The organism is Rhizobium bangladeshense, assembly GCF_017357245.1.
Classification (GTDB): domain Bacteria; phylum Pseudomonadota; class Alphaproteobacteria; order Rhizobiales; family Rhizobiaceae; genus Rhizobium; species Rhizobium bangladeshense.
Map to the genome: position 1 here is coordinate 176447 of NZ_CP071612.1, position 26752 is coordinate 203198.

Genomic DNA, 26752 nt, shown 5'->3' on the forward strand with positions numbered 1-26752 from the left:
CGATGGCTCAGACCTGCAGGATCGAGGAGACGAGCAGCTGGGTGTAAGGCTCCCGCGGATCGTCGAGCACACGATCTGTCAGACCGTGTTCGATGACGCAGCCATCCTTCATCACCATCATCCGGTGCGAGAGAAGCCGGGCGACGGCGAGATCGTGGGTGACGATGATGGCCGAGAGGCCAAGATCGTTGACGAGGCCGCGCACCAGATCGAGCAGGCGCGCCTGCACCGAAACGTCGAGACCGCCGGTGGGTTCGTCCATGAAGACGAGGCGCGGCCCGGTGACGAGATTGCGGGCAATTTGCAGGCGCTGGCGCATGCCGCCGGAAAAGGCGCGCGGCTGGTCGTCGATGCGCTCTGCGTCGATCTCGACACGTTCGAGCCAGTCGATGGCGGCCGAGCGGATCTTGCCGTAGTGCCGGTCGCCGATCGCCATCAGCCGTTCACCGACATTGGCGCCGGCCGAGACGGTCATGCGCAGCCCGTCGGCGGGGTTCTGGTGTACGAACCCCCAGTCGGTGCGCATCAGGAAGCGGCGCTCGGCCTCATTCATATGGTAGAGGTCGCGGTAGCTGCCGTCGCGCATGTGGTACTCTACGCTGCCGGTGGTCGGCATCAGCCTGGTGGAGATGCAGTTGAGCAGCGTTGTCTTGCCGGAACCCGATTCGCCGACGATGGCGAGCACCTCGCCGGGCCAGAGCTCGAAGGAGACGTTCCGGCAGCCGATGCGATTGCCGTAGAATTTTGAGAGGTCGTTGACTTTGAGAAGCGCCGTGTCGGTCATTCCGCAGCCTCCCGGGCCAGCATTTCGCCGGCATGCCCCTGCGCCCGGCGATCTTCGCAATGGTCGGTATCGGAGCAGACGAACATGCGGCCGCCCTTGTCGTCGAGGATGACCTCGTCGAGGTAGACATCTTCTGCGCCGCAGAGCGCGCAGGGTTTGCCGAAGCGCTGGATCTCGAAGGGATGGTCTTCGAAATCCAGGCTGACGACGTCGGTATAGGGCGGCACGGCATAGATGCGCTTTTCGCGACCGGCGCCGAAAAGCTGCAGCGCTTCCGACTTGTGCATCTTCGGATTGTCGAACTTCGGTGTCGGCGAAGGATCCATGACGTAACGTCCATGCACCTTGACCGGATAGGCATAGGTGGTGGCGATGCGACCGTTGCGCGCGATGTCCTCGTAGAGCTTCACATGCATGAGGCCGTATTCTTCGAGCGCATGCATCTTGCGGGTCTCGGTCTCGCGGGGCTCAAGGAAGCGCAGCGGCTCTGGGATCGGCACCTGATAGACCAGCACCTGGCCGGCTCCGAGCTTTTCCTCCGGGATGCGGTGGCGCGTCTGGATGATCGTCGCATCCCTGGTATGCGTCGTCACCGCGACATTGGCGACCTTTTGGAAGAAGGCGCGGATGGAAACGGCGTTGGTCGTATCGTCGGCGCCCTGATCGATGACCTTCAGCACGTCGTCAGGCCCGATGATCGAGGCCGTCACCTGCACGCCGCCGGTGCCCCAGCCGTAGGGCATCGGCATTTCGCGCGAGGCGAAAGGCACCTGGTAGCCTGGAATGGCGATTGCCTTCAGGATGGCGCGGCGGATCATCCGCTTGGTCTGCTCGTCGAGATAGGCGAAGTTGTAGCTGGCGAGATCGCTCATTCGGCGGCTTCCTTCATGTCTTCGCCAGCACTGCGGGCGGCTTCGAATTCGCGGCGCATGCGGCGGACGAGATCGAGTTCGGCCTGGAAGTCCACATAATGCGGAAGCTTCAGGTGCTCGACGAAACCGGTCGCCTGGACGTTGTCGGAATGGGAAATGACGAATTCCTCATCCTGCGCAGGCGCGGTGATGTCCTCGCCGAGCTCTTCGGCGCGCAACGCCCTATCGACCAGAGACATCGCCATCGCCTTGCGCTCGCTCTGGCCGAAGACGAGGCCGTAGCCGCGGGTGAATTGCGGCGGCGCCTTGGCCGATCCCTTGAACTGGTTGACCATCTGGCATTCAGTGATTTGGATTACGCCGAGCGAGACGGCGAAGCCGAGCTCCGCCACGTCGAATTCCACCTCGACTTCGCCGATGCGGATCTCGCCGGTGAAGGGGTGATTGCGGCCATAGCCGCGCTGGGTGGAGTAGCCGAGCGCCAGCAGGAAGCCCTCGTCGCCCCGGGCAAGCGCCTGCAGGCGCAGGTCGCGGGTCATCGGGAATTCCATCGGCTCGCGGGTCAGGTCGCCGATCTCGTGATCTTCCGGCATGTCGCCGTCTGCCTCGATCAGGCCTTCCTCGCCGAGAATTTCGGATACGCGCATGACGCGGCCGGTCTCCGCCGTACGCTGGGCAGGCGCCTCGACCGCTTCGTCCTGAAGCAGCGAGGGATCGAGCAGCCGATGGGTATAATCGAAGGTAGGCCCAAGAAGCTGGCCGCCCGGCAGATCCTTGTAGGTCGCCGAGATGCGCCGTTCGATCGTCATATCAGCCGTGTCGAGCGGCCTTGAATAGCCGAAGCGCGGCAGAGTCGTGCGGTAGGCGCGCAGCAGGAAGATCGCCTCGATCATATCGCCGCGCGATTGGCGGATGGCGAGCGCTGCAAGCGTGCGGTCGAAAAGCGAGGCCTCCGCCATCACGCGGTCAACGGCGAGGCCCAACTGCGCCACGATCTGGTCGATGCCGATCGCCGGCAGAGAACGGTCGCCGCGGCGGCGGTCGGCAAGCAGGCGGTGGGCATTGGCAATGGCGGCCTCGCCACCCTTGACGGCAACATACATGAGCTCAGATCTCCGTTGCTGTGATCTTGGTGGTGCGCGGCAGACAGAGGAAGCGTTTGCCCGATGTCAGCACGATGTCGATGCCGCGCGGAAAGAGCGCACGATTGTCCGTCCAAAGCGGCAGAAAGGTCTCGGGCAGCCCCCTGGGCGCGATCTCAGTCTCGCTCTGGATGCCGGGGCCGATCAGTGCCAATCTGCGCCCGCCCTCCAGCTCGGCGAGTTCGATGATAATGGTCGTCGAACGGTCGGGATATTCCTGCGTGCCCGATGCAAAGACGCCGAAGGAGGAAAGCGCGGTACCGGCTTCCGTGAAAGCGAAGCGCGCCTCGGCCTTTTCGCTCGTCAGCGGAGCGCCAGTGTGGAAGCCGAGCCATTCCGGCACAGCCGATTTGGCCAATCCCTGCGAAAGCCAGACCGGCGTGTCATGGTCGCAAAGTGTCAGCGCGATCGCGCCGGCGGCGATGCCGAACGGCCCGGGCGGAGCGATATCGGGCTCAACGGTCTGGATCGTGCCGGGACGGGCCATGCCGTCCATCAGCATCTTGAAAACGCTCTGGGCGTGGAACACCGGGGCGGCAAAGCCGCCGATCAGGGCTTCTATCTTCAGACCCATCAGTCGTCACCCCGCACCATAGTGAAAAAGTCGACGCGGGTTGCCGCCGTCTCATCCGCCTTACGGCGTTCGGCAGCGGCTATCCGTTCCTCGATCGGCAGAAGCAGGGCCTGTTCCACAAATTCCCTGGTCGCCTCCTGCTGCCAGAGCGCGTCGAACATCGCCGCAAGACGGGCCTTTTCCCGGTCGGTGCCGAGCGCCTGCGCATGCCCGACCGATCCGGAGTCGAGCCGGACCGAAGCACGCGTCACCGTCACTTCCCCAAGATTGAAGGCGGCTCCGCCGCCACCGATGCGCCCGCGCACCATCACCAGGCCGGTTTCGGGTCCGCGCACCGGCTGCACCTGAGGCTTTTCCGGCAACGCATCCCAGACCGCCGAGAGCTCGCTTCGTTTTGCGCGCGCCAGCAGATCGGCGGCGCGTTTGCGCGCCGACACCCTCTGTGACGCAGCGTCCCTATTCTCCGCTGATATCATCGCCATCTTCCCGGAAATATCTATTGATATAGACAACTATACAAGATATTTCTAGGCTTAGATCGAAGTCGTGACAAGGGTGTGACATCTCAGGCGTAACGCATCTTTTCGCTGCGCAGGCGACTCTGTAACGCTTTGATCCAAGCAGTGGGAATGAAGTGGCAGGGCAGGGTGGAATGGCGGGATTGAAGCAGGTGCAAAGGCAAACGGGTGTGGCGCTTTGGCGTCAGATTGCCGACCGGATACGGGAGGCGATCAGCGCCGGCGCCTATGACGAAACTGGAATGGTGCCGCCAGAAACCGGGCTGGCGCTGCAGTTCGGCGTCAACCGGCATACGGTGCGCAGCGCTCTGGCGGCGCTGGCGCAAGAGGGGATCGTGCGTGCGGTGCAAGGTCGCGGCACGCTGATCGAGCGCAAGGAGCGCTTCAACTTCCCGATCACGCGGCGCACCCGCTTTACCGCCGGTATCGGCGATCAGGCGCGCGAGATGCGAGGACTTCTGCTCGAGGAGGCAAAGGAGGAGGCGAGCGCCGAGGTCGCTCGCTGGCTTGGCCTGAAGCCGGGAGCAGAGGTGATCCGGCTTGAAACGCTGCGCGAGGCCGACAAGCGGCCGGTTTCAAGGGCGACGAGCTGGTTTCCCGCCGAACGTTTCGCCGGGATCGGCGAGGCCTACCGAAATCACGAATCGATCACCAAGGCTTTCGCCGAACTCGGGCTGGTGGACTACGTCCGGGCGACAACCGAGGTAACGGCGGCGCATGCTGCTACTGCCGATCTGGCTGACCTAGAGCTCACCCCTGGCGCGATCCTTCTGATCGCCAAGGCGATGAACACCGATCTTGATGGCGTGCCGGTGCAATATTCCATTAGCCGGTTTGCGGCTGATCGGGTGCAGTTCACCATCGAGAATTGAGGCTTGGCGTGCCGACCGGCTCCGGTGGCACGCCTACTTGAATTCAATGCGCGCCGGACATATCGCCCAGCACTTCCTTGGAAGCGACGGTGGAATCCGCATTCAGCTTGTAGACCATGGGAACGCCGGTCGCGAGGTTGAGGGCAAGCACGCCTTCTTTGCTGAGCTTGTCGAGCACCATGACGAGCGAACGCAGCGAATTGCCATGCGCGGCAACCAGCACCTTCTCGCCGCGCAGCACGCGCGGCAGGATTTCCGTGAGGTAGTAAGGCCAGACGCGCGCGCCGGTGTCGCGCAGGCTCTCGCCGCCGGGCGGCGGCACGTCGTAGGAACGGCGCCAGATATGCACCTGTTCCTCGCCCCATTTGGCGCGCGCATCATCCTTGTTGAGGCCGGAGAGGTCGCCGTAGTCACGCTCGTTCAACGCCTGGTCGCGGATCGTCTCGAGGTCAGGTTGACCGACCTTGTCGAGAATGAGCTTCAGCGTGTGCTGCGCGCGAACCAGAGCCGAGGTAAAGGCGATGTCGAATTTGATCCCGTATTCGGCAAGTGCGGCGCCGCCCGCATTGGCTTCCTGGATGCCGAGCTCGGTCAGATCGGGATCCTTCCAGCCGGTGAAGAGATTCTTCAAGTTCCAGTCGCTCTGGCCGTGACGAACGAGGACGAGGGTACCGCTCATGAATATGCCTCCGTAATATCCTTATTGGGAAGAAAGCCCGAGCACGTCGAGCATGGAATAGAGCCCCGGCTTCTTGTCGCGCGCCCAGAGCGCCGCCTTGATGGCACCGCGTGCGAAGATCGAACGGTCGGCCGCACTGTGCGACAGGCTGACGATTTCGCCTTCGCCGGCGAAAAGCACGGAATGCTCGCCGATGACGGAGCCGCCGCGCAGCGTCGCAAAACCGATCGTACCCGCCTCCCGGGCGCCGGTATGTCCATCGCGCACCCTGACCGATTTCGAGGCGAGATCGACATTGCGGCCCCTGGCCGCCGCTTCGCCGAAAAGAAGTGCAGTGCCGGAAGGGGCGTCGACTTTGTGCTTGTGATGCATTTCCAGGATCTCGATGTCCCAATCAACAGGATCGAGCGCCCGCGCCGCCTGTTCGACCAGGACGCTGAGCAGATTGACGCCAAGGCTCATATTGCCCGACTTGACGATGCGGGCATGGCGTGCCGCGGCGGCGATCTTCGCGTTGTCCTCGGTCGAGCAGCCCGTCGTGCCGACGACATGAACGATACGGGCCTGCGCGGCGAGGCCGGCGAATTCCACGCTTGCGGCAGGCGAGGTGAAGTCGAGCACGCCTTCGGCATGGAGAAATGCCTGGAGCGGGTCGTCGCCGATCATGACTCCGGTCGGGCCGAGGCCCGCCATCTCGCCAGCATCCTTGCCGACGAAGGGCGAGCCGACACGCTCGACGGCAGCGTGCAATGTCACGCCGTCGATCGAATGGACGAGCCGGATCAGCGTCTGTCCCATGCGTCCCGCCGCGCCAACCACCACTAGTTTCATCGCAGCATCGCTCATGTCCGTCTCACCAAGTTAGTTTGAATCGGAGGCCGAAGGCCTCTGCAGGTTGTTGAGGCGAGCGTAAAGACCGTCACTGACCTTCGCAAGCGCCTCGTGATTGCCTTCCTCGACGACCCGGCCCTGCTGCATGACGACGATCTTGTCGGCGCGCACCACGGTCGACAGCCGGTGGGCAATGACGACGACGGTGCGCCCCGTCATCGCCTCGTCGAGCGCCTTCTGCACGGCGGCCTCGGATTCGGTGTCGAGGGCCGACGTCGCTTCGTCGAGGAGCAGGATCGGCGCCTTGCGCACCAGTGCGCGCGCGATGGAAAGCCGCTGACGCTGGCCGCCCGAAAGCGTCACGCCGTTTTCACCGACCGGCGTATCGTAACCCTGTGGCTGGGCCGAGATGAAATCATGCGCATAGGCGAGCCGAGCCGCCTCTTCCACCTCGGCATCGGTCGCTTCCGGCCGGCCGTAGCGGATGTTGTCGCGGATCGTACCCTCGAACAGGTAGGGCTGCTGCGAGACATAGGCGAGCTGCTGGCGCAGCGACTTCTTGGTGATGTGGGCGATATCCTGTCCGTCGATCAGGATCTCGCCTTCACGCGGATCGTAGAAGCGCGGAATGAGGCTGATGACGGTGGATTTGCCAGCGCCCGAGGGGCCGACGAGCGCCGTGGTCGCTCCGCCCTCGGCGACGAAGCTGACGTTGTTCAGCACGCTTTCATTGCCGTAGGCGAAGGAAACATTGCGGAATTCGATGCGCGCCTGCGTCACCGTCAGCGGCCGGGCATCCGGGAGGTCGCGCTGGCGCGGCTCCATGTCGAGCAGTTCGTAGATCATCCGCGCATTGACGACGGCGCGTTCCATCTGCACCTGCAGGCGGGCAAGGCGGCGGGCCGGGTCATAGGCAAGCAGCAGCGCCGTCACGAAGGAGAAGAAGGCGCCCGGGGCCACATTGTAATAGATCGAGCGATAGGCGGCATAGGCAAGCACGCTGGCGACGGCAAAGCCCGCAAAGCTCTCCGTCAGCGGCGAAGTGCGTTCGGAAAGCCGGGCAATCCGGTTCGCCCGGTTCTCGGCGGCCGTGATGAGCTTGTTGACCTTGTTCTCCAGCTCCTCTTCCATCGTGAAGGCTTTGACGATGGCAATACCCTGGATCGTCTCCTGCATCGCCCCCAGCACGTGGCTGTTCAGATGCACGGCCTCGCGGGTTGCCGAGCGAAGCCGCTTGGAAACATAACGCAGCGCATAGAGCAGCGGCGGCGCCATGATGAACACGGCCAGGCTGAGCAGCGGGTCCTGAAGGACCATCACGCCGATCAGCGAAACGAAGGTCAGGAGGTCGCGCACCGTCGAGGTGATCGTCAGATTGAGCACGTCGCGGATGCCGCTGACGTTCTGGCTCACCTGCGCGGCGATATGGGCCGACCGTGCCTCACTGAAAAAGCCGACAGAAAGCGTCATCAGATGCGCATAGAGGCGGCGCTGATATCGGGCGACGATATTGTTGCCGACCTTGGAAAGCGCCACGGCCTGGCCGTAGCTGGCAAAACCGCGCAACACGAAGGCAACGAAGATCGAAAGACAGATGATCCAGACGACGTCGGCGCGGCGGTTGGCGAAGGCCTCGTCGATGATCGCCCGCATGATCCATGCAGTGAACGCCGTCGAAAGCGCCACGACCACGAGGCAGGCGATCGCAAAGACATAACCCCAGAGATGGTCGCGGCCGTTTTCAGCGATGATGCGCTTCAGGATGCCGGTCACGGTATCGCTGTTGACGCTCTGCTTTCTGCTTTCCGCGGCTTCCAAAAATGAGCTTTCCTGTCCTGTGCCGGCGCGCCATGGATGCGGCACGCGCTTTTGCCGGCTCTATAAAGAGTTAGGATTGGTTTGGCTAGAGCGCCGCGCGTCCGACTGGGCGGGCCAGCACGCTCTGCCTGCCTTGGGCGCGGGGTCAACGCCGCCAGCGGCGGCCTTCCGTCGATACGCCGAAATTCGCCGGCATTCGGGCATAGGCGGAAAGCCCGGCAAGGGCTGCCAGCGGATGCGTCACCACATAGGTGGGAATGGTGCGAAGCAGCGCTGTATGCGGCGCCTTGTCTTCGAAGGCGATGCGGAATTCCGGCTTCTTCAGCGCCGGGAGGATCTTTTGTGAGATGCCGCCGGAGAGATAGACGCCGCCGCGCGCCATGAACACCATCGCCATGTCGCCCGCCACGCGGCCGAGATAGGTGGCAAACAGCGAGACGGTCTCAACGGCCGCCTTGTCGCTGTCGGCAAGCGCATGCGAGGTGATGTCGGCGGGATCCTTCATCGTCGGCTGGATGCCGTCGACGACGCAGATGGCGTTATAGAGATTGACGAGGCCGCGCCCGCAGAGGATCTGTTCGGCCGAAACGCGGCCTTCGATCGTCTCGATATGCGGAAAGATTTCATAATCGCGTTTGCTGCGCGGCCCGAGATCGACATGACCGCCTTCGCCGGGAACCGGGATCCAGCTCTGCTGGGCATGCACGAGCCCGCCGACGCCGAGGCCGGTGCCGGGTCCGAGAACGACGCGCGAGGCGATCATGTCGCCGGTGGCATTGCCGATGCGCTCACGGTTCTCATCGGATAGGGCGGCGATTGCCAGCGCCTGCGCCTCGAAATCGTTGACGACGAGCACATCCTCTATGCCGAGGCCGCCGATCATCGTCTTAGGCCGGACTACCCAATCGCAATTTGTCAGAGGAATCTCGTCGTCGTTGATCGGACCGGCGACGGCGAGGATGGCCGAACGCGGCTGCACCGCCGTCTTGTCGAGCACGCCCCTCTGGATCGCTTCGTCGATCGTGGAAAAATCCGCCGTGCGCACATTTGGAAACTGCTTCGGCTCGGCATAGGCGTCGGTCAGGATGGAGAAGCGGGCATTAGTGCCGCCGATATCGCCGATCAGGATCGGGAAAGGCAGCGGAGCGGTGCTGTGGTTCGGTTTTGGCATGGCCGGTTCCGTGCTGATCAGGCTTCGAGTGTGGGAAGGAGCTTTATAGCGGTCGCGTGGTTGAGCGCCATCGGAATGTCGTAGACGATCGCCAACCGCATCAGTGCCTTCACGTCGACATCATGCGGCATCGGGGTCAGCGGGTCGACGAAGAAGATCAGGGCGTCGACCTCACCGGTCGAAATCAGCGCGCCGATCTGCTGATCGCCACCGAGCGGACCGCTTTTGAGCCTGGTGACGTCGAGATCGGGAGCGGCGTCAAGCACCCGGCCGCCGGTCGTGCCCGTCGCGACGATCTTCCAGCGCGAGAGAAGGTCCTGATTGGCGCGGGCGAATGCCGCCATGTCGTCCTTCTTCTGGTCATGCGCGATCAGCGCAAGGCATTTGCTGCCGGCCATGAAGTGAATCTCCGCCCCAACAATTCAATCGATTTGATCGCTTTATACCAAGAATTTGCGATTTGAAAGACAGAGCGTCGGCCACTTCATTGGAGCGCCGGCTTGTCGTTCGGGACCGGGCCGACATCCGGCAATGCGTCATCGCTATCGTCAGCCGACGCGGCCGCCGGAGCGGCGGCGAACGCGCTTGCGGCGGAGGGCCCGCCATAGGTGGCGGCTTGCATCGAAGCGACGGAAGCGGCATCGAGAACCGCGGCGCAGGCCTTCGGCAGATCGGAGACCATCATCTCACGCGGCGGCTTCGGCGGCTTGGCGCCGGGCTTGGGTGGTTTCGGCGGCGCCCAGGGCGCCGGCGTGAACCAATAGGCGAGCGACTTGTCGCAGCCGTCTCCGGCGGGGACCGGGGCTTGCGGCGTGCATCCGGCAGCGCCGGGCGGGCATTTGATGCGGATGTGGAAATGCGAGTCATGGCCGTATATCGGCCGGAGCTTGCCAAGGTTGGTGCGGTCGCCCGTCCAGGTGTCACACATCTTCTTCTTGATCGCCGGATTGACGAAGATGCGCTCCACTTCGGGATAGCTTGCCGCCAGCATCAAAAGCCGCGCGCGCGATTGGCTCCATACCTTGGGGTTGACGGTGAGGAATTTGTCCTTCTGCAGCATGCTGGTGAATGGCAGGTCCTCGCGCTCCTGGGGCGTCATGCGGCGCGCCGGCATCGGGGTGAACCAGATATCGGCATCGAGGCCGATCTGGTGCGAGGAATGGCCGTTGAGCATCGGCCCGCCGCGCGGCTGCGCGATATCGCCGACGAGAATGCCAGGCCAGCCGGCATATTTGACCGCGTCCTGCGAAAACCGTTCCAAGAGCGCGATCATCGCCGGGTTGCCCCAGCGGCGGTTGCGTGAAAGCCGCATCGCCTGCCAGGTCGGCCCGTCGGTCGGCAGCGCCACCGCGCCGGTCATGCAGCCCTTTGCATAGAAGCCGATCGGCAGCGCCGGCCCCTGCGTCGGCAGGCTGGCGCCTGCAAATAGAGCCTTGGCGCTGCCTGGGCTTGGCGTCTTCTGCTGTGCGCCGACGTCGCCGGCGGCGAGGCCTGCGCCGATCGCGCCGGCAAGCGTTAGTCTGCCGAATGTTCTGAAAGCCTGGGCGAAGCCGAGAGCCATGCTGTTCCCTTAAGTCGATGCCGAAGTGATTTGCGTTCGAATCTATCGTGAAAAGCGATTTTGGTGAATCGATGATTTGACGGACGGGCGCGGGAGGAGCCGGTGGCGGATCGCCGCAGCGCCGCCGAAGCTGCCCTTTGTCAGGTACGGGCCGGTTCAAAAATTCGCGAGCCCGGCAAAAACCAAACTCTTTCCTGTTTTTCGCCCCTATTTCTCGTATTGTCGAATCCATCAATATTCAGGGGAAGTGGGAATGGCGGCTTTTTGGTCGAAAATCGGTCTGTTTCTGTCACTTGCGGGTGCTTTGACGCCTTTCGCGGCAATAGGTGAAGAGCAGCCGTTTCAGATCGGGAGCTCGGTCATCAGCGAGATGAAATATAAGCCTGGCTTTGCTCATTTCGATTACGTCAATCCCAACGCCCCCAAGGGCGGAGATTTGCGCCTTTCCGCTAGTGGGGCCTTCGACACCTTCAATCCGGTGCTTGCCAAGGGCCAGACGGCAGTTGGCTTGGCGCTCGTTTACGACACGCTGATGAAACCGGCCGATGACGAGCTGCTTGTCTCATACGGACTGCTTGCCGAAGGACTGTCTTTCCCCGCCGATGTCTCGAGTGCGACCTTTCGCCTGCGCGCGGAGGCAAAGTGGGCCGACGGGCAACCGGTCACGCCCGAGGATGTCATCTTCAGCCTGGATAAGACCAAGGAGCTCAATCCCGTCACCGCGAACTATTATCGGCACGTGGTAAAGGCCGAAAAAACCGGCGATCGTGACATCACCTTCACTTTCGACGAGAAGAACAACCGCGAGCTTCCGAATATTCTCGGCCAGTTGGTTGTCGTGCCGAAACATTGGTGGGAGGGCCAGGGACCGGACGGCAAGCCCCGCGATATTTCAAAGACGACGCTCGAGCCCGTAATGGGGTCCGGACCTTATAAGATTGCGTCCTTCTCGCCCGGAGCGACAATCCGTTATGAACTGCGTGACGACTATTGGGGCAAGGATCTCAATGTGAATGTCGGCCAGAACAATTTCCGCAACGTCATCTACACCTATTTCGGTGATCGGGACGTCGAGTTTGAAGCCTTTCGCGCCGGCAACAGCGACTTTTGGCAGGAAACCACAGCTGCCCGCTGGGCGACGGGATATGATTTCCCTGCAGTGAAAGAAGGACGCGTCAAGAAGGAAGAGGTTGCAAACCCGCTGCGCTCCACCGGAATCATGCAGGCTCTCGTGCCCAATATGCGGCGTGATCTGTTTAAGGACGAGCGAGTCCGCGAAGCGCTGAACTACGGTTTCGATTTCGAGGAGCTGAACCGCACGGTTGCGTTCAACAGCTACAAGCGCATCGACAGCTATTTTTGGAACACCGAGCTTGCCTCTTCGGGGCTGCCACAGGGGCGTGAACTGGAAATACTGGAGGGCATGAAGGACAGGGTTCCGCCCGAGGTCTTCATGACACCGTACACCAATCCCGTCGGCGGTGACCCGCAGAAAAGCCGCGACAACCTTCGCAAGGCGATTGCACTGCTGAAAGAGGCTGGCTGGGAGATCAAGAGCAATCGCATGGTCAGTACCAAGACCGGCCAGCCGATGAGCTTTGAGATACTGTTGTCGAGCCCCATGTTGGAGCGCTGGGCGGTGCCTTATGCCAACAATCTCAAGAAAATCGGCATAGATGCGCGCGTGCGGACAGTTGATGCATCGCAAGCTGTCAACCGCGAACGCAGCTTCGACTACGATATGATCTGGAATGTCTGGGCGCAGTCGATGAACCCCGGCAACGAGCAGGCCGACTATTGGGGATCCGGCTCGGTGAACCAGCAAGGCTCCCAGAATTATGCCGGCATCGCCAATCCGGCAATCGACGAACTCATCCGCATGATCATCTTCGCGCCGAACCGCGATGAACAGGTCGCGGCGATCAAGGCGATGGACAGGGTCCTGCTTGCAAACCACTACGTCATCCCGCTGTTCTACCGCGGTACCCAGAACATCGTCTATTGGAACACGATCACTCATCCCGCCGAATACCCGGCCTATAGCCTCGGCTTCCCCGATGTCTGGTGGTCGGCTTCGGCAAAATGAGCGGGCTTGCAATGCTGGGGCTCTGGGCTCCAAATGGCACGAGCGAATCACGACAAGCCGGCAGGGCCGGCAAGGGAAGGCTGGCGGATTGAGCGGCATTAGACTGGACGGCAGGCAGACAAGAAGAAGATTTCCGGAGGCTGAAGGCTGATGGGAGCCTATGTCATTCGCCGCCTGCTTTTGATGATCCCGACCATTATCGGCATCATGGCGATCTCCTTCATCGTTGTTCAATTCGCCCCCGGCGGTCCGGTCGAGCAGGTGATCGCTCAATTGACCGGCCAGGCCGATGGCGCCGATCAGCGCCTCTCCGGGGGCGGCGACCTGATGGGCGACGGAGGAGGGGACGAAGGCTCGAGATATCGTGGTGCCCAGGGGCTCGATCCGGAACTGATCGCCAAGCTCGAGAAACAGTTCGGCTTCGACAAGCCGCCGCTGACGCGTTTTGGCGAGATGATGTGGAATTACATCCGCTTCGATTTCGGCGAGAGCTTCTTCCGTAACACCTCCGTGCTCGATCTCATCAAGGAGAAGCTGCCGGTGTCGATCTCGCTCGGCGTCTGGATCCTGATTTTCTCCTATGCGATCTCCATCCCGCTCGGCATCCGCAAAGCGGTGAAAGATGGGTCGACCTTCGATGTCTGGACCTCGGGCGTCATCGTCGTCGGTTATGCCGTGCCGAGCTTTCTTTTCGGCATTCTGCTGATCGTGCTTTTCGCCGGTGGCTCCTTCTACGACTGGTTTCCGCTGCGGGGCCTGGTTTCGGACAATTTCGACCAGCTCGCCTGGTGGCAGAAGCCGCTCGATTATTTCTGGCACCTCACCCTGCCACTGATCTCGCTTTCGCTTGCCGCTTTCGCGACGACGACGCTCTTGACTAAGAATTCCTTCATCGAGGAGATCAAGAAGCAATATGTCGTGACCGCCCGCGCCAAGGGCCTGAATGAGCGGCAGGTGCTTTACGGCCACGTTTTCCGCAATGCCATGCTGATCATCATTGCCGGTTTTCCCGGCGCCTTCATCTCGGCCTTCTTCACCGGGTCGCTGCTGATCGAAAATATCTTCTCGCTCGATGGCCTCGGCCGCCTGGGCTATCTCTCAGTCGTCAACCGGGATTATCCGATCGTTTTCGCGACACTCTATATCTTCTCGCTGCTCGGTCTGTTCGTCAGCTTGATTTCCGACCTGATCTATACCTGGATCGATCCGCGCATCGATTTCGAGCGGAGGGATGTCTGATGGACACCGCCGCAAATCCCGTCACTGCAACTCCCGTCAAGCCGCCGCGCAAGGGGCTGCTGTCGCCGACCAACATCCGTCGCTGGAAGAATTTCCGGGCGAACGGCCGCGGCTACTGGTCGCTGTGGCTTTTCCTGCTGCTGTTCGTGCTAAGCCTGTTTGCCGAATTCCTCGCCAACGACCGGCCGATCGTCGCCTCCTACAAGGGCGAGATCCTGTTTCCCGTACTGATCGATTATCCCGAGGAGAAGTTCGGCGGCTTTCTAGCCGAAACCGACTACCGTTCCTCGGTGATATCGGACGAGATCAATGCCAATGGCTGGATGATCTGGCCGCCGATCCGTTATTCCTACCGCTCGGTTAATTCGAACATCCCGCATTCGGCGCCGACCGCCCCCTTCTGGCTGATGACGAAGGAGGAGCGTTGCTCCGGTTATCCCCAAGGGGCGAATGATCCCGCCTGCACGCTGGGCAATCTCAACTGGCTCGGCACCGACGACCAGGCCCGCGACGTGCTGGCGCGCGTCATCTACGGCTTCCGCATATCGGTGCTCTTCGGCCTGGCGCTCACCATCTGCTCGGCCGTCATCGGCGTCACCGCAGGCGCCGTGCAGGGCTATTTCGGCGGCTGGACCGACCTCTTGCTGCAGCGCTTGATCGAAATCTGGTCGTCGATGCCGGTGCTTTACATCTTGCTGATCATCGCTGCGATCCTGCCGCCCGGCTTTTTCGTGCTGCTCGGCATCATGCTGCTCTTTTCCTGGGTGGGCTTCGTCGGCGTCGTGCGCGCCGAATTCCTGCGCGCCCGCAATTTCGAATATGTCCGCGCTGCCCGCGCGCTCGGCGTCAACAACCGCACCATCATGTGGCGCCATCTGCTGCCGAACGCCATGGTGGCGACGCTCACCTTCCTGCCCTTCATTCTCTCCGGCTCGATTACGACGTTGACCTCGCTCGATTTCCTCGGCTTCGGCATGCCGCCCGGCTCACCTTCGCTCGGCGAGATGATCGCCCAGGGCAAGACCAATCTCCAGGCGCCCTGGCTGGGCCTGACGGCTTTCTTCACCATGTCGATCATGCTTTCCCTTTTGATCTTCATCGGCGAAGCCGTGCGCGACGCCTTCGATCCGAGGAAGACGTTTCAATGAGTGACATGACAGAACCGCTCCTCTCCGTCCGCGATCTCTCGGTTGCCTTCCATCAGGGTGGCGAGACCTCGCTCGCCGTCGATCGCATCTCCTTCGATATCGCCAAGGGCGAGGTCGTGGCGCTCGTCGGCGAATCCGGCTCCGGCAAGTCGGTCTCGGCCAATTCGATCCTGCGGCTTCTGCCTTATCCGTCGGCAAGCCATCCCTCCGGCGAAATCCTGTTCAAGGGGCAGGACTTGTTGAAGGCGCCGGAGAGGGCGTTGCGCGAGGTGCGCGGCAACGACATCACCATGATCTTTCAGGAGCCGATGACCTCGCTCAATCCGCTTCATACGATCGAGAAGCAGATCGCCGAGATCCTCGCCTTGCACCAGGGGCTCACCGGCCAGGCGGCGCGCGAGCGCGTGCTGGAACTGTTGAACCAGGTCGGCATCCGCGAGCCTGAGAAGCGGTTGAAGGCCTATCCGCACGAACTCTCCGGCGGTCAGCGCCAGCGCGTCATGATCGCCATGGCGCTTGCCAACCGGCCGGAACTGCTGATCGCAGACGAGCCGACTACCGCGCTCGACGTCACCGTGCAGGCGCAGATCCTTGAGCTTCTCCGGCAATTGAAGGCGGCGCACGGCATGTCGCTGCTGTTCATCACCCATGATCTCGGCATCGTGCGCAAATTCGCCGATCGCGTCTGCGTCATGACCAAAGGCCGGATCGTCGAAACCGGGACGGTCGCCGAGGTTTTCGCCAATCCGAGGCACGAATATACCCGTCACCTCCTTGCCTCCGAACCGCGCGGCGAGCCGCCGGTTGGCGATCCGTCGAAACCGGTGGTGATGGAAGGCTCCGATATCCGCGTCTGGTTCCCGATCAAGGCGGGGCTGATGCGCCGCGTCGTCGATCACGTCAAGGCGGTCGATGGCATCGATCTTTCGCTGCGGGCCGGGCAGACGCTAGGCGTCGTCGGCGAATCCGGTTCCGGCAAGACAACGCTCGGCCTGGCGCTCACCCGTCTCATCTCTTCGCAAGGACGGATCGCCTTTGTCGGCAGGGATATAGCCGGTTACTCTTTCAACGAGATGCGGCCATTGCGCAACCAGCTGCAGATCGTCTTCCAGGATCCGTACGGTTCGCTCAGCCCCCGCATGTCGGTTGGCGATATCATCGCCGAGGGGCTGAAGGTGCATGAGCGCGCCTTGAGCGCCGAGGAGCGCGACCAGCGTGTCTGCTGGGCGCTGGAGGAGGTGGGCCTCGATCCGCTGACCCGCTGGCGTTATCCGCATGAATTCTCCGGCGGCCAGCGCCAGCGCATCGCGATTGCCCGCGCCATGGTGCTGAAGCCGCGTTTCGTCATGCTCGACGAGCCGACATCCGCGCTCGATATGAGCGTGCAGGCCCAGGTGGTCGATCTCCTGCGCGATCTGCAGAAGAAGCACGATCTCGCCTATCTCTTTATCAGCCACGATTTGAAGGTGGTGAAGGCGCTTGCCAATGACGTCATCGTCATGCGTTTTGGGAAGGTGGTAGAGCAGGGACCGTCATCGGAAATCTTCCGTGCGCCGAAGGACGATTACACCAAAGCACTCATGGCGGCGGCTTTCAACATCGAGGCGGTGCCGACGCCCGCCGTGCAGCAGTAAAGAAAATCATGTCCGCACCTTCTCCCGTTCTCGTCGATCTCAAATTCAACCCCGAAGGTATTGCCCATGCGCTGAAGACGGCTTTTCCCGATCGCGGAAGCATCAATCTCGCCGATCCGGCCGATGCCGCGCGTGATCTCCGTGCTGTCGAATATGCTCTTCTCTGGAAGCCTGATGGCGACCTTTTCAGCCGGGCGCCAAACCTCAAGGTCATCTTCTCGGGCGGTGCCGGCGTCGATCACATCATCGGCATGGATGGCCTGCCTGATGTTCCGATAGTTCGCTTCGTCGACCACAGCCTGACGACCCGCATGAGCGAATGGGTTGTCATGCAGTGCCTGATGCATCTGCGCGCGCAATATGCTCATGACATCAAGCAGAGGCGGCGCGAATGGGCCAAATTGATCGCGCCGGAAGCGGCGGAGGTGACCGTCGGCGTCATGGGTCTCGGAATTCTCGGCCAGGATGCGGTGGCCAAGCTGAAAGTGTTGGGTTTCGACGTCGTCGGCTGGTCGCGCACCCGCAAGTCAATCGACGGCGTCGAGACATTCGACGCGGGCGGATTGGACAGATTTCTAGGCAGGACCGACATTCTTGTCGGCCTCTTGCCGCTGACGCCTGAGACGACCGGCTTTTATGATAGAGGGCTATTTAAGAAGCTTCGCGGTGGTGCGCTCGGACGGCCGGTCTTCATCAATGCCGGTCGCGGCAAAAGCCAGATCGAGAGCGACATCGTCTCGGCCATCAGGGAGGGGACGCTCGGCGGCGCTTCTCTCGACGTTTTTGAAGTGGAGCCGCTCGCCGCCGACAGCCCGTTATGGGAGTTGGAGAACGTCTTTATCACCCCGCATGACGCGGCAGTCTCCGAAGAAAACGCGCTGTTCCGCCATGTCGAGACGCAGATCGCCCGTTTTGAGCGCGGCGAGACGCTGCAGTTTGTGATCGATCGCGCCGTCGGCTATTAGCGGCATTCGGACGAAAACGTGCAGCAGTTTGGCTATTCTGAAAGGCCGTGGCATGTTTAAGCCCGGAACCTTCCAGACGGCCACCCGTTTTCTTTCCGAAGTTCTTCGCGGCCCGGTCGGCCGCCAAGGCAGCGGAAGGAGACGATGATGGCTCATCAGACTGAAACGCGCTGGGAAAAATCCGACGGCAAGCTTCATGAGGAGCAGCAGATCCCGCCGGTGAAGGCAAAGCAGGGACGCATGGGTTATCGTATTCTGACCGTGCTGCTCGTGGCGCTGATCCTTGCTTTCGTGGTCTGGATCCCGGTGGAGATCTGGGGCAATCGCGAGGCGGACGAGGTGGCGCCGCAGCAGCCCGGCCAGCAGCTCCAGCAGCAACAATCGGACGCAGCACCCGCGCCGACGCTGCAGAATGGAAATGCGGTTCCAACCGAGACGCCGCAGACGGCGCCCGCCCCCAATACCGCGCCTGCTGCACCGGCCCAACCTGCGGCGCCGGCGCAGTAAGTGTTCGACAGATGATCTCCCGCATCCCGCCGCCACCTGCGGCGGGATGTTTATGTTTTGTCTGGACTTTGCCCGCCGATTTTTCGATAAGAAGGCGCACGAACCGGTTTCGTGCGCCGGCCCGGAACTTGGCAGCGCCTGACCGGAGTGGACAGGGGCAGGAATCTCATGGCCAAGACTGATATCGCGAGACGTGTCTATAATCACGCCTGGAAACTCGACCCGATCATCCGCAGCCTGATCGATACCGACTTCTACAAGCTGCTGATGCTGCAGATGATCTGGAAGCTCTATCCTGACGTCAATGCCTCTTTCACCCTGATCAACCGCACCAAGCGTGTGCGCCTGGCCGAGGAGATCGACGAAGGCGCGTTGCGCGAACAGCTCGATCATGCGCGCACGCTGAGGCTCTCCAAGAAGGAGATGATCTGGCTGGCGGGTAACAGTTTCTACGGCCGCGCACAGATCTTTGAGCCGGAATTTCTTGCCTGGCTCTCCAACTTCCAGCTTCCCGAATACGAGCTGTCGAAGAAGGACGGGCAATATGTCCTGGATTTCCATGGACCGTGGAAGGAGACCACGATGTGGGAAATCCCGGCGCTCGCCATCGTCAATGAGCTGCGTTCGCGCTCGGCGATGAAGGCGCTCGGTCCCTTCACCCTTGATGTGCTCTATGCCCGCGCCAAGGCGAAGATGTGGTCCAAGGTCGAGCGGCTGAGAGAGCTGCCGGGCTTGCGCATCTCCGATTTCGGCACCCGCCGGCGCCACAGCTTCCTCTGGCAGCGCTGGTGCGTCGAGGCATTGAAGGAAGGCATCGGTCCGGCCTTTACCGGCACCAGCAACGTATTGCTGGCGATGGATTCCGATCTTGAGGCCGTCGGCACCAATGCACACGAGCTGCCGATGGTGGCCGCCGCCCTGGCCCAAACCGACGAGCAGCTCCGCAATGCCCCCTACAAGATCCTGCGGGACTGGAACAAGCTCTATGGCGGCAACCTGCTGATCGTTCTTCCGGATGCCTTCGGCACCGCAGCCTTTCTGCGCGACGCCCCGGACTGGGTCGCCGACTGGACCGGTTTTCGTCCCGACAGCGCGCCGCCGATCGAAGGTGGTGAAAAGATCATCGACTGGTGGAAGAAGATGGGCCGCGATCCGCGCCAGAAGCTCTTGATCTTCTCCGACGGCCTCGATGTCGACGCCATTATCGACACCTACCGGCATTTCGAAGGCCGCGTGCGCATGAGCTTCGGCTGGGGCACCAATCTGACGAACGATTTCGCCGGCTGCGCGCCGACAGAAATCTCCGGCCTCAATCCGATTTCCGTCGTCTGCAAAGTCAGCGACGCTAATGGTCGCCCCGCGGTGAAACTCTCAGACAACCCGCAGAAGGCGACCGGCGATCCGGCGGAGGTCGAACGCTACCTGAAATTCTTCGGCGCCGAGGACCGGGTCGATCAGACGGTCCTGGTATAGGCACGAGGTGAAGCGCGGCCATCCCGGGGTAGATCGATATGCCCGGCCATCGCATCCTCGATCGACCAGCCGAAACGCCAGGCGTCGTACATCGAATACCATTCCTGCAGATCGGTGATCGGCAGAACATCCGGCTTCGACATCGGGTTGTCCGCCAGGCTGCGGCCAAGAGCACGGTCGCGCACGCCGCGCTCCTGCATCTCAAGCAGATTCTCGAACATCATCACCCCGGCCCTCCCGTTCCATGGGTTTATGCAATCATGCTAATGAAGCATTGTCGAGTCCGGATGTGATCATTCCGGTTTTTCACAGGATTAGCCCCAATTCGCTATTTCATGGCCATTGCGGCAAGGCCCGGGCCATTGCCAAACTGGGAGCGTGACGGGGAGGCCCGGCTCCTGGCTGGGGTCCGCCACCGAGCCTCCCGGCTGACCGAATCTCTGAAAGCGGCAGCAATGATAAATTGACGCTTTCCGCTTGGGCCGATCCAATTGTGATGAAGGCGAGAGTTAACCAGAGGTAAATATCCACTGGCCTCGTCTCAATTCGAAGCGATCCCTCGAATTTAGGCGGCCAGTCTGCGAAACCGCGTCCGGATCCGGTCAAGATAATAATGCCCGGGAGACGGCGCTGCCGTCATCGCATGGGCTTCCGAAGACGGCACGCCCTCGAACAGACGCTCCTCGCCGTTCTTGAAGCAAATCCTGAGCCGCCCGTCTTCCTGGCTGAAATATACGGATTTGATGATCTTCGACTTAACCGAAAGTTCTTCCACCTGTTTTACCTCTGTTTTTGGTTTGGCAGAACCTAAACCCAAACGTGCAAAGACGCAGTGAAGCAGCGTGGTAAAAAATCCGGAATCTTAGGGCGCCCCGAGCTTCGGTTGGCACTGGGGTAGGAGATGCGGGAGAGATGCCCGACTTGAGAGATAGGTGACGTTTCGTACCGGAGACATGGGTAACACTTTTCGCTTTTTGGCGGGAGGTGTTGATGCCGTGGAAAGAGACTTCGGTGATGGAGGAACGTCTACGATTTGTCGCCCGTCTACTAGAGGGCGAAGGGATGAGCGATGTGTGCCGTGCATTCGGCATCTCGCGCAAGACCGGCTACAAAATCTTCAATCGCTATAAGGACGACGGCCTGGAGGCGCTGACGGATCGGTCTCGACGGCCGGTGCGTTATGCCAACCAGCTACCTGAGCCGGTCGAGGCGATGATTGTCTCGTGCAAGAAGAGCAAGCCGCATTGGGGTGCCAGGAAGATCAGGGAGCTTTTGGTGAAGCGCCTAGCCGGCGATGTGCGCGTGCCGTCGAAGAGTACGGTGCATGCCGTTCTTGACCGGCACGGGCTGGTCGCCCATGCCCGCAAGCGGCAGCGACATCGAGCCGAAGGGACAGCCTTGTCACTGGCATTACTGCCGAACGATCTTTGGTGTGCCGACTTCAAGGGCGAGTTCAAACTTGGCAATGGTCAATACTGTTACCCATTGACGGTCACCGACCAGGCGTCACGTTATCTTCTCGCCTGCGAAGCCTTTGAGTCGACGCGAGAACCGGCTGTCTCCTACGCCTTCCGTCGGCTGTTTGTCGAGCGCGGCTTGCCAGCCGCCATCAGAAGCGACAACGGCTTGCCTTTCGCCAGCCCAAACGGGCTCTACAATCTGTCTAAACTGTCGGTGTGGTGGCTGAGGCTCGGGATCACGCTGGAGCGCATCAGGCCGGGCCGTCCCCAACAAAACGGCCGGCATGAGCGCATGCACCTGACGCTGAAGAAAGAGGCGACCAGACCATCCGGCAAAAACATCCTCCAGCAGCAGGCCCGCTTCGATGCTTTCGTCAGCGAATTCAATCAGGAACGGCCGCACGAGGCGCTCAACATGAAGGTGCCGGCAGATCTCTACGCCGCGTCGTCACGCCTCTATCAGGGCCTGCCGGAGATCGACTACCCCTTCCATGATCGGGAGGCGCTGGTCACCAATTGCGGCCGCATCTGCATCTATCGCAAGAAGATCAACATATCGACGGTGCTGGCCGGCCAGAAACTGGGACTCAAGGAAGTCGACGACGGTATTTGGCTCGTCAGCTTCATGCATTATGATCTGGGATATATCGACCTGGAGCAGAGGACTTTGCAAACCATCGACAACCCGTTCGGCACGAGGTTGTCATCCATGTGTTAGGTACGTTTTGTTACCTATGTCTCCGGGCTGGACAAGAAGTGAATGGCGGACAGGGAGGGATTCGAACCCTCGGTACGCTTTCACGTACACACGCGTTCCAGGCGTGCGCCTTAAACCACTCGGCCACCTGTCCTTTGGCGTTCGCGCCCGGATAGGAGCAAATCGTCGGAACGGCGCGATATATACCGATGAATTTTTGCCGATCAACCCAAATCTAACAGTTTTTTGACTTCTTCCGATAAAACTCCCCTCGGCCCATCCCATTGTGCTTCACCTCATCGATGACTATGTATTTCTCAAGGTGGAGAATGGCGCGGGTTCGCCGGAATTACCCGGCATATCGAAGCGTCGGAGGAATTGATGCGTTTCCTGTTGCGTCTGGCGAGTCTTGTCGCGCTTGCGGCGGCCGTTATTGCCGGGACCATCGATTCGATCCAATCGGTTGCCGCCTCCGCCGTGGTGATGACGCCGATGTCGGATGCCTGGCAGGATGTGAGCCCCGAGACGCTGACGTCGCTGCAATCCGCGCTTTCCTACTATATCCACCCGCGGTTCTACGCCTTCATCTTTCATTGGCTGATGCTCCAGCCAGCCTTCGCGGTATTTCTGGCGGTCGCGCTGCTTCTCTGGATGATCGGTTATAAGAAGCCACAGGTATCGGGCCGCTTCATCGCATAGCGAACTCTGCTTGAGCCGGCGCGGCGCGGCGAAAGCTGCTGCGCATGGGGTCTCCCGTGTCCTTGGCACCTGCCGGCGGATTGGCTGGAAAATCAGCACCCGCGATGGGCAACTGTTCAAAAAATCAGCCGGGAAGAACTGATTTTCGGCAATCGCTGCAAATCTTTACCAGCCGAAAAATTTCTGGTGAATTTTTCCGTGAGCCATGCAAGGATGCGCGCAGCCAGGCCTCCGGGGGAGGTCGGTGGTTCCGCAGACATGTCCGAAAAGGGCTTGCGGGAGGACCCCAAACAAATAGCAACAACAGGGCTGCAACTCATGAAAAAATCCCTTCTCACCCTTCTTGCCATGGCTGCCATGTCGACGACGGCGCTCGCCGCCGATGTCAAGCCGGCGCTGGTTTACGGCACTGGCGGGAAGTTCGATAAGTCTTTCAACGAAGCGGCCTATAACGGTGCCGAGAAGTTCAAGGCCGAAACCGGCATCGCCTATCGCGACTTCGAGCCGACTGGCGATACGCAGGGCGAACAGGCCATCCGCAACTTCGCAAGCCGCGGTTTCAATCCGGTGGTTGCCGTTTCCTTCGCCTGGACTTCGGCCATCGAGAAGGTCGCAGCCGAATTCCCCGACACCAAGTTCGTCATCGTCGACTCCGTGGTCGAGAAGCCGAACGTCCGCTCAGTCGTCTACAAGGAAGAAGAAGGCTCCTATCTCGTCGGTATTCTCGCTGGCATGGCATCCAAGACCGGCAAGGTCGGCTTCGTCGGCGGCATGGACATTCCGCTGATCCGCAAGTTCGAATGTGGCTATGAGCAGGGCGCGCGCGCCGCCAAGGCCGATATCCAGGTTTTCCAGAACATGACCGGCACCACCGGTGCGGCCTGGAATGACCCGGTTCGCGGCGGCGAGCTCACCAAGAACCAGATCGACCAGGGCGCCGATGTCATCTACGCGGCAGCCGGCGCCACAGGCCTCGGCGTGCTGCAGACTGCCGCCGACAATAAGAAGCTGTCGATCGGCGTCGACTCCAACCAGAACCATCTGCATCCGGGCTCGGTCCTGACCTCGATGGTCAAGCGCGTCGACCTCGCCGTCTACAACGCCTACACCGACACCAAGAACGATAAGTTCACCGGAGGCGTCCAGGCGCTCGGCGTCAAGGAAGACGGTGTCGGCGCCGCGATCGACGACAACAACAAGTCGTTGATTACGCCGGAAATGCAGGCCGCCGTCGATAAGGCCAAGGCCGATATCATTGCCGGAACCGTCAAGGTTCACGATTATACCACGGACAACGCTTGCCCGAAGTGACCCGCGCCCTGATGTAATCGACGATTGAGATCGGGCGTATGGCGGAGGGGATTTTCGCCATGCGCCCTTTTCTTATTTGGAGCCTGTAGTGACAGATAAGCCCGCTATCGAGCTTGTCGGCATCGATAAGAAATTCGGTGCCGTCCATGCCAACAAGGACATCAACCTCACCGTTGCCAAGGGGACGATCCACGGCATCATCGGTGAAAACGGCGCCGGCAAATCGACGCTGATGTCGATCATCTATGGTTTTTATCACGCCGACAGCGGCGAGATCCGCGTCAACGGCAATCCCGTCACCATCCGTGACAGCCAGGCGGCGATCGCCGCCGGCATCGGCATGGTGCACCAACATTTCATGCTGGTTGATAATTTTACCGTGCTCGAGAATGTCATGCTCGGCGCAGAAGGCGGTTCGCTGCTGGCACGAGGCGTTGCATCGGCGCGCGCCGAGCTCAAGCGGCTGGAAACGGAGTACGGCCTCGAGGTCGATCCGGATGCGCTGATCGAAGAGCTTCCGGTTGGCCTGCAGCAGCGCGTCGAAATCCTCAAAGCCATGTACCGCGGCGCTGAAATCCTGATCCTCGACGAACCCACGGGCGTGCTGACGCCGGCAGAAGCCGATCACCTCTTCCGCATCCTCAAGGTGCTGCGCGACCAGGGCAAGACGATCATTCTGATCACCCATAAGCTGCGGGAGATCATGGCGATCACCGATACGGTTTCCGTCATGCGCCGCGGCGAGATGGTCGCGACCCGCAAGACGGCGGAAACGACGGTGGAGGAGCTTGCCGAGCTGATGGTCGGCCGCCGCGTGCTGCTGCGCGTGCAGAAGGGGGAGGGCAATCCGGGGACAGCCGTGCTCGCCGTGCGCAATCTTACGGTTAAGGACAATCGCGGCGTTACCATGGTCGACAACGTCTCCTTCGACGTGCGCGCCGGCGAGATCGTCGGCATTGCCGGTGTTGCCGGCAACGGCCAGTCCGAATTGCTGGAGGCTATTGCCGGCATCCGCAAGCCCACCTCCGGTGAGATTCTTCTCGACGGCCAAACGATCGACAAGGCCGATCCCGCCCGCCTGCGCGATCTCGGCCTTGCCCATATTCCCGAAGACCGCCACCACATGGGGCTGGTGCTGAAATTCGAGGAGTATGAAAACTCGGTGCTCGGCTACCACCGTCGTGCTGGCTACAGCAAAGGCCCGCTGCTCGATCTCGAAGCGATCCGCAAGGACGCGATGGAGAAGATTGAAAAATACGACATCCGCCCGCCGAATCCGCGGCTGAAGACGGCGAATTTCTCTGGCGGCAATCAGCAGAAGATCGTCGTCGCCCGCGAGATCGAACGCGATCCGAAGATGCTGATCATCGGCCAGCCGACGCGCGGTGTCGATATCGGCGCCATCGAATTCATTCACCGCCGGATCATCGAGATGCGCGATGCGGGCAAGGCGATCCTGCTCGTCTCCGTCGAACTTGACGAGATCCGCGCCCTTTCAGACCGTATCCTTGTCATGTTTGCCGGCCACGTCGTCGGCGAGAAGACGCCCGATGCCGGTGAACAGACCCTCGGCCTGATGATGGCCGGCATTGCCGCGTGAGGCCTTTATGAGCACTGCTTCCGTTCCGCTGCCAAATTGGATCAGTTATGGCCTGATCCCGCTTCTGAATCTTCTCGTTGCCTTCCTGATTTCCGGCTTCGTCGTCTGGCTGATCGGCGAGAGCCCGCTTGCCGCACTTTCATTGCTGATCGAGGGCGCCTTTGGCAGTGGCGAAGGTGTCGGTTTCACGCTCTACTATGCGACGAGCTTCATCTTCACCGGCCTTTCCGTGGCTGTCGCCATTCATGCCGGTCTCTTCAACATCGGCTCCGAAGGCCAGGCCTATATCGGCGGTCTCGGCTGTGCACTGGTAGCCCTGGCGCTCGACAATTATGTGCCCTGGTATGTGACGATGCCGATCGCCATCGTCGGCGCCGGAATCTTTGGCGCAGCCTGGGCCTTCATTCCCGCTTTCCTGCAGGCCAAGCGCGGTAGCCACATCGTCATTACGACAATCATGTTCAACTACATTGCCGCCGCTCTCATGGTCTACCTGCTGGTGCACGTGCTGATCGTGCCGGGCAAGATGGCGCCGGAAACCCGCACATTCCTTGAGGGGGACAGCTTCCGAAGCTTGGCTGGGTGATGAGCATCTTCGGCAGTAAGCTGGGTGCCGCACCCTTCAACGTCTCCTTCATCATCGCCCTTCTTGCCGCCTGGTTTGTCTGGATCCTCATCTGGCGCACCAAGCTCGGCTTCGAGATGCGCACACTCGGCGTGAGCTCGACGGCGGCTGAGTATGCCGGTATTCCTTACGCACGCACCGTCATCATCGCCATGCTGCTGTCCGGCGCGCTCGCCGGAATGATGGCACTCAATCCCGTCATGGGCTCATCCGCTCGTCTGCAGGTGGAGTTCGTCGGCGGCGCGGGCTTCGTCGGCATCGCCGTATCGCTGATGGGCCGGAACCATCCGCTCGGGATCATTTTCGCAGCGATCCTCTTCGGCACTCTCTATCAGGGTGGGGACTGGATCTCTTTCGAAATGCCGAACATTACCCGGGAAATGATCCTCGTCATCCAGGGCCTGGTCATCCTGTTCGCCGGCGCACTGGAATATATGTTCCGGCCGGCGATGGTGCACCTCTACCAACAGTTCGTGCGGGCTTGAG

General features: G+C 61.2%; 25 protein-coding genes, 1 tRNA gene and 1 pseudogene. 13 read left to right on the plus strand and 14 right to left on the minus strand.

Annotated elements, in window-relative coordinates; translation table 11 throughout:
• Positions 1-7 precede the first annotated feature (7 nt).
• Genes phnK through phnG form a run of 5 tightly spaced genes read right to left on the minus strand, consistent with a single transcriptional unit; the run spans position 8 to position 3848 of the window.
• Positions 8-784 carry a phosphonate C-P lyase system protein PhnK gene (phnK, locus tag J2J98_RS00830; RefSeq protein WP_138394422.1) on the minus strand — a complete coding sequence of 259 codons (777 nt, stop codon included), beginning with the start codon at positions 782-784 and terminating at the stop codon, positions 8-10.
• Positions 781-1656 (minus strand): alpha-D-ribose 1-methylphosphonate 5-phosphate C-P-lyase PhnJ, encoded by an 876-nt coding sequence (locus J2J98_RS00835; protein ID WP_064707587.1) that lies wholly within the window; start codon positions 1654-1656, stop codon positions 781-783. The genes phnK and J2J98_RS00835 overlap by 4 nt, the downstream gene beginning before the upstream one ends.
• A complete protein-coding gene (locus tag J2J98_RS00840) occupies positions 1653-2759 on the minus strand; it encodes a carbon-phosphorus lyase complex subunit (RefSeq protein ID WP_207602090.1) in 1107 nt (368 codons plus the stop codon). The genes J2J98_RS00835 and J2J98_RS00840 overlap by 4 nt, the downstream gene beginning before the upstream one ends.
• A gap of 4 nt (positions 2760-2763) precedes the next feature.
• Complete coding sequence (gene phnH / locus J2J98_RS00845) at positions 2764-3372, minus strand: phosphonate C-P lyase system protein PhnH (protein WP_207602091.1); 609 nt, start codon at positions 3370-3372, stop codon at positions 2764-2766.
• Positions 3372-3848: a phosphonate C-P lyase system protein PhnG gene (phnG, locus tag J2J98_RS00850; RefSeq protein WP_207602092.1), complete on the minus strand. Its 477-nt coding sequence runs from the start codon at positions 3846-3848 to the stop codon at positions 3372-3374. Before phnG ends, phnH begins: the two co-directional genes overlap by 1 nt.
• A gap of 176 nt (positions 3849-4024) precedes the next feature.
• Between phnG and phnF the strand changes: the two genes are divergently transcribed.
• On the plus strand, positions 4025-4762 hold the full coding sequence (phnF, locus tag J2J98_RS00855) for a phosphonate metabolism transcriptional regulator PhnF (RefSeq protein ID WP_207602093.1): 738 nt from the start codon (positions 4025-4027) through the stop codon (positions 4760-4762).
• Between the two features lie 43 nt (positions 4763-4805).
• On the opposite strand, the gene J2J98_RS00860 is transcribed toward phnF, so the two are convergent.
• The 6 genes from J2J98_RS00860 to mepA form a co-directional block, all read right to left on the minus strand.
• Entirely contained in the window at positions 4806-5441 is a 636-nt protein-coding gene (locus J2J98_RS00860) for a 2,3-bisphosphoglycerate-dependent phosphoglycerate mutase (RefSeq protein WP_207602094.1), read from the minus strand.
• Positions 5442-5462: 21 nt separating this feature from the next.
• A complete protein-coding gene (gene dapB, locus J2J98_RS00865; RefSeq protein ID WP_064707593.1) occupies positions 5463-6287 on the minus strand; it encodes a 4-hydroxy-tetrahydrodipicolinate reductase in 825 nt (274 codons plus the stop codon).
• A gap of 15 nt (positions 6288-6302) precedes the next feature.
• Positions 6303-8090, minus strand: a complete 1788-nt coding sequence (locus J2J98_RS00870) for an ABC transporter ATP-binding protein (protein WP_207602095.1) — start codon at positions 8088-8090, stop codon at positions 6303-6305.
• A 145-nt stretch (positions 8091-8235) separates the two neighbouring features.
• Positions 8236-9261, minus strand: coding sequence for a glucokinase (locus J2J98_RS00875; RefSeq protein ID WP_207602096.1), 1026 nt, complete (start codon positions 9259-9261; stop codon positions 8236-8238).
• 17 nt (positions 9262-9278) lie between these two features.
• Positions 9279-9659 (minus strand): methylglyoxal synthase, encoded by a 381-nt coding sequence (locus tag J2J98_RS00880; protein ID WP_064707596.1) that lies wholly within the window; start codon positions 9657-9659, stop codon positions 9279-9281.
• A gap of 86 nt (positions 9660-9745) precedes the next feature.
• Entirely contained in the window at positions 9746-10822 is a 1077-nt protein-coding gene (gene mepA / locus J2J98_RS00885) for a penicillin-insensitive murein endopeptidase (protein WP_207602097.1), read from the minus strand.
• A gap of 253 nt (positions 10823-11075) precedes the next feature.
• Between mepA and J2J98_RS00890 the strand changes: the two genes are divergently transcribed.
• The 7 genes from J2J98_RS00890 (at position 11076) to pncB (ending at position 19874) form a co-directional block, all read left to right on the plus strand.
• Positions 11076-12908 (plus strand): extracellular solute-binding protein, encoded by a 1833-nt coding sequence (locus J2J98_RS00890; protein WP_207602098.1) that lies wholly within the window; start codon positions 11076-11078, stop codon positions 12906-12908.
• Between the two features lie 150 nt (positions 12909-13058).
• Complete coding sequence (locus J2J98_RS00895; RefSeq protein ID WP_138394413.1) at positions 13059-14147, plus strand: microcin C ABC transporter permease YejB; 1089 nt, start codon at positions 13059-13061, stop codon at positions 14145-14147.
• Positions 14147-15295: an ABC transporter permease gene (locus tag J2J98_RS00900; protein WP_064711846.1), complete on the plus strand. Its 1149-nt coding sequence runs from the start codon at positions 14147-14149 to the stop codon at positions 15293-15295. The genes J2J98_RS00895 and J2J98_RS00900 overlap by 1 nt, the downstream gene beginning before the upstream one ends.
• A complete protein-coding gene (locus tag J2J98_RS00905) occupies positions 15292-16929 on the plus strand; it encodes an ABC transporter ATP-binding protein (protein WP_064711845.1) in 1638 nt (545 codons plus the stop codon). Before J2J98_RS00900 ends, J2J98_RS00905 begins: the two co-directional genes overlap by 4 nt.
• Before the next feature lie 8 nt (positions 16930-16937).
• A complete protein-coding gene (locus J2J98_RS00910) occupies positions 16938-17894 on the plus strand; it encodes a 2-hydroxyacid dehydrogenase (RefSeq protein ID WP_207602099.1) in 957 nt (318 codons plus the stop codon).
• 144 nt (positions 17895-18038) lie between these two features.
• Positions 18039-18401 carry a hypothetical protein gene (locus J2J98_RS00915; protein ID WP_082928061.1) on the plus strand — a complete coding sequence of 121 codons (363 nt, stop codon included), beginning with the start codon at positions 18039-18041 and terminating at the stop codon, positions 18399-18401.
• A 168-nt stretch (positions 18402-18569) separates the two neighbouring features.
• Positions 18570-19874 (plus strand): nicotinate phosphoribosyltransferase, encoded by a 1305-nt coding sequence (pncB, locus tag J2J98_RS00920; RefSeq protein ID WP_064707603.1) that lies wholly within the window; start codon positions 18570-18572, stop codon positions 19872-19874.
• Here pncB and J2J98_RS00925 read toward each other — a convergent pair.
• Both J2J98_RS00925 and J2J98_RS00930 read right to left on the minus strand, forming a co-directional pair.
• A complete protein-coding gene (locus J2J98_RS00925) occupies positions 19856-20095 on the minus strand; it encodes a CrpP-related protein (protein ID WP_064707865.1) in 240 nt (79 codons plus the stop codon). The genes pncB and J2J98_RS00925 overlap by 19 nt on opposite strands.
• A gap of 344 nt (positions 20096-20439) precedes the next feature.
• Complete coding sequence (locus J2J98_RS00930) at positions 20440-20649, minus strand: KTSC domain-containing protein (RefSeq protein ID WP_064681543.1); 210 nt, start codon at positions 20647-20649, stop codon at positions 20440-20442.
• A 215-nt stretch (positions 20650-20864) separates the two neighbouring features.
• Between J2J98_RS00930 and J2J98_RS00935 the strand changes: the two genes are divergently transcribed.
• Entirely contained in the window at positions 20865-22052 is a 1188-nt protein-coding gene (locus J2J98_RS00935; RefSeq protein WP_207602100.1) for an integrase core domain-containing protein, read from the plus strand.
• Positions 22053-22095: 43 nt separating this feature from the next.
• Here the strand turns inward: J2J98_RS00935 and J2J98_RS00940 are convergent.
• A tRNA-Ser gene (locus J2J98_RS00940) sits at positions 22096-22185 on the minus strand.
• Between the two features lie 227 nt (positions 22186-22412).
• On the opposite strand from J2J98_RS00940, the gene J2J98_RS00945 reads away from it, so the two are divergent.
• The 4 genes and pseudogenes from J2J98_RS00945 to J2J98_RS00960 all read left to right on the plus strand — a co-directional run bounded on the left by J2J98_RS00945 (position 22413) and on the right by J2J98_RS00960 (position 26751).
• Complete coding sequence (locus J2J98_RS00945; RefSeq protein WP_207602101.1) at positions 22413-22730, plus strand: hypothetical protein; 318 nt, start codon at positions 22413-22415, stop codon at positions 22728-22730.
• Between the two features lie 318 nt (positions 22731-23048).
• Positions 23049-24041, plus strand: coding sequence for a BMP family lipoprotein (locus J2J98_RS00950; protein ID WP_064707605.1), 993 nt, complete (start codon positions 23049-23051; stop codon positions 24039-24041).
• A gap of 88 nt (positions 24042-24129) precedes the next feature.
• The gene (locus J2J98_RS00955) at positions 24130-25641 is read left to right on the plus strand and encodes an ABC transporter ATP-binding protein (protein ID WP_138394410.1); all 1512 of its coding nucleotides are present in this window, start codon (positions 24130-24132) and stop codon (positions 25639-25641) included.
• Positions 25642-25648: 7 nt separating this feature from the next.
• Positions 25649-26751 (plus strand): annotated as a pseudogene (locus J2J98_RS00960) (ABC transporter permease).
• Position 26752: the final 1 nt, after the last annotated feature.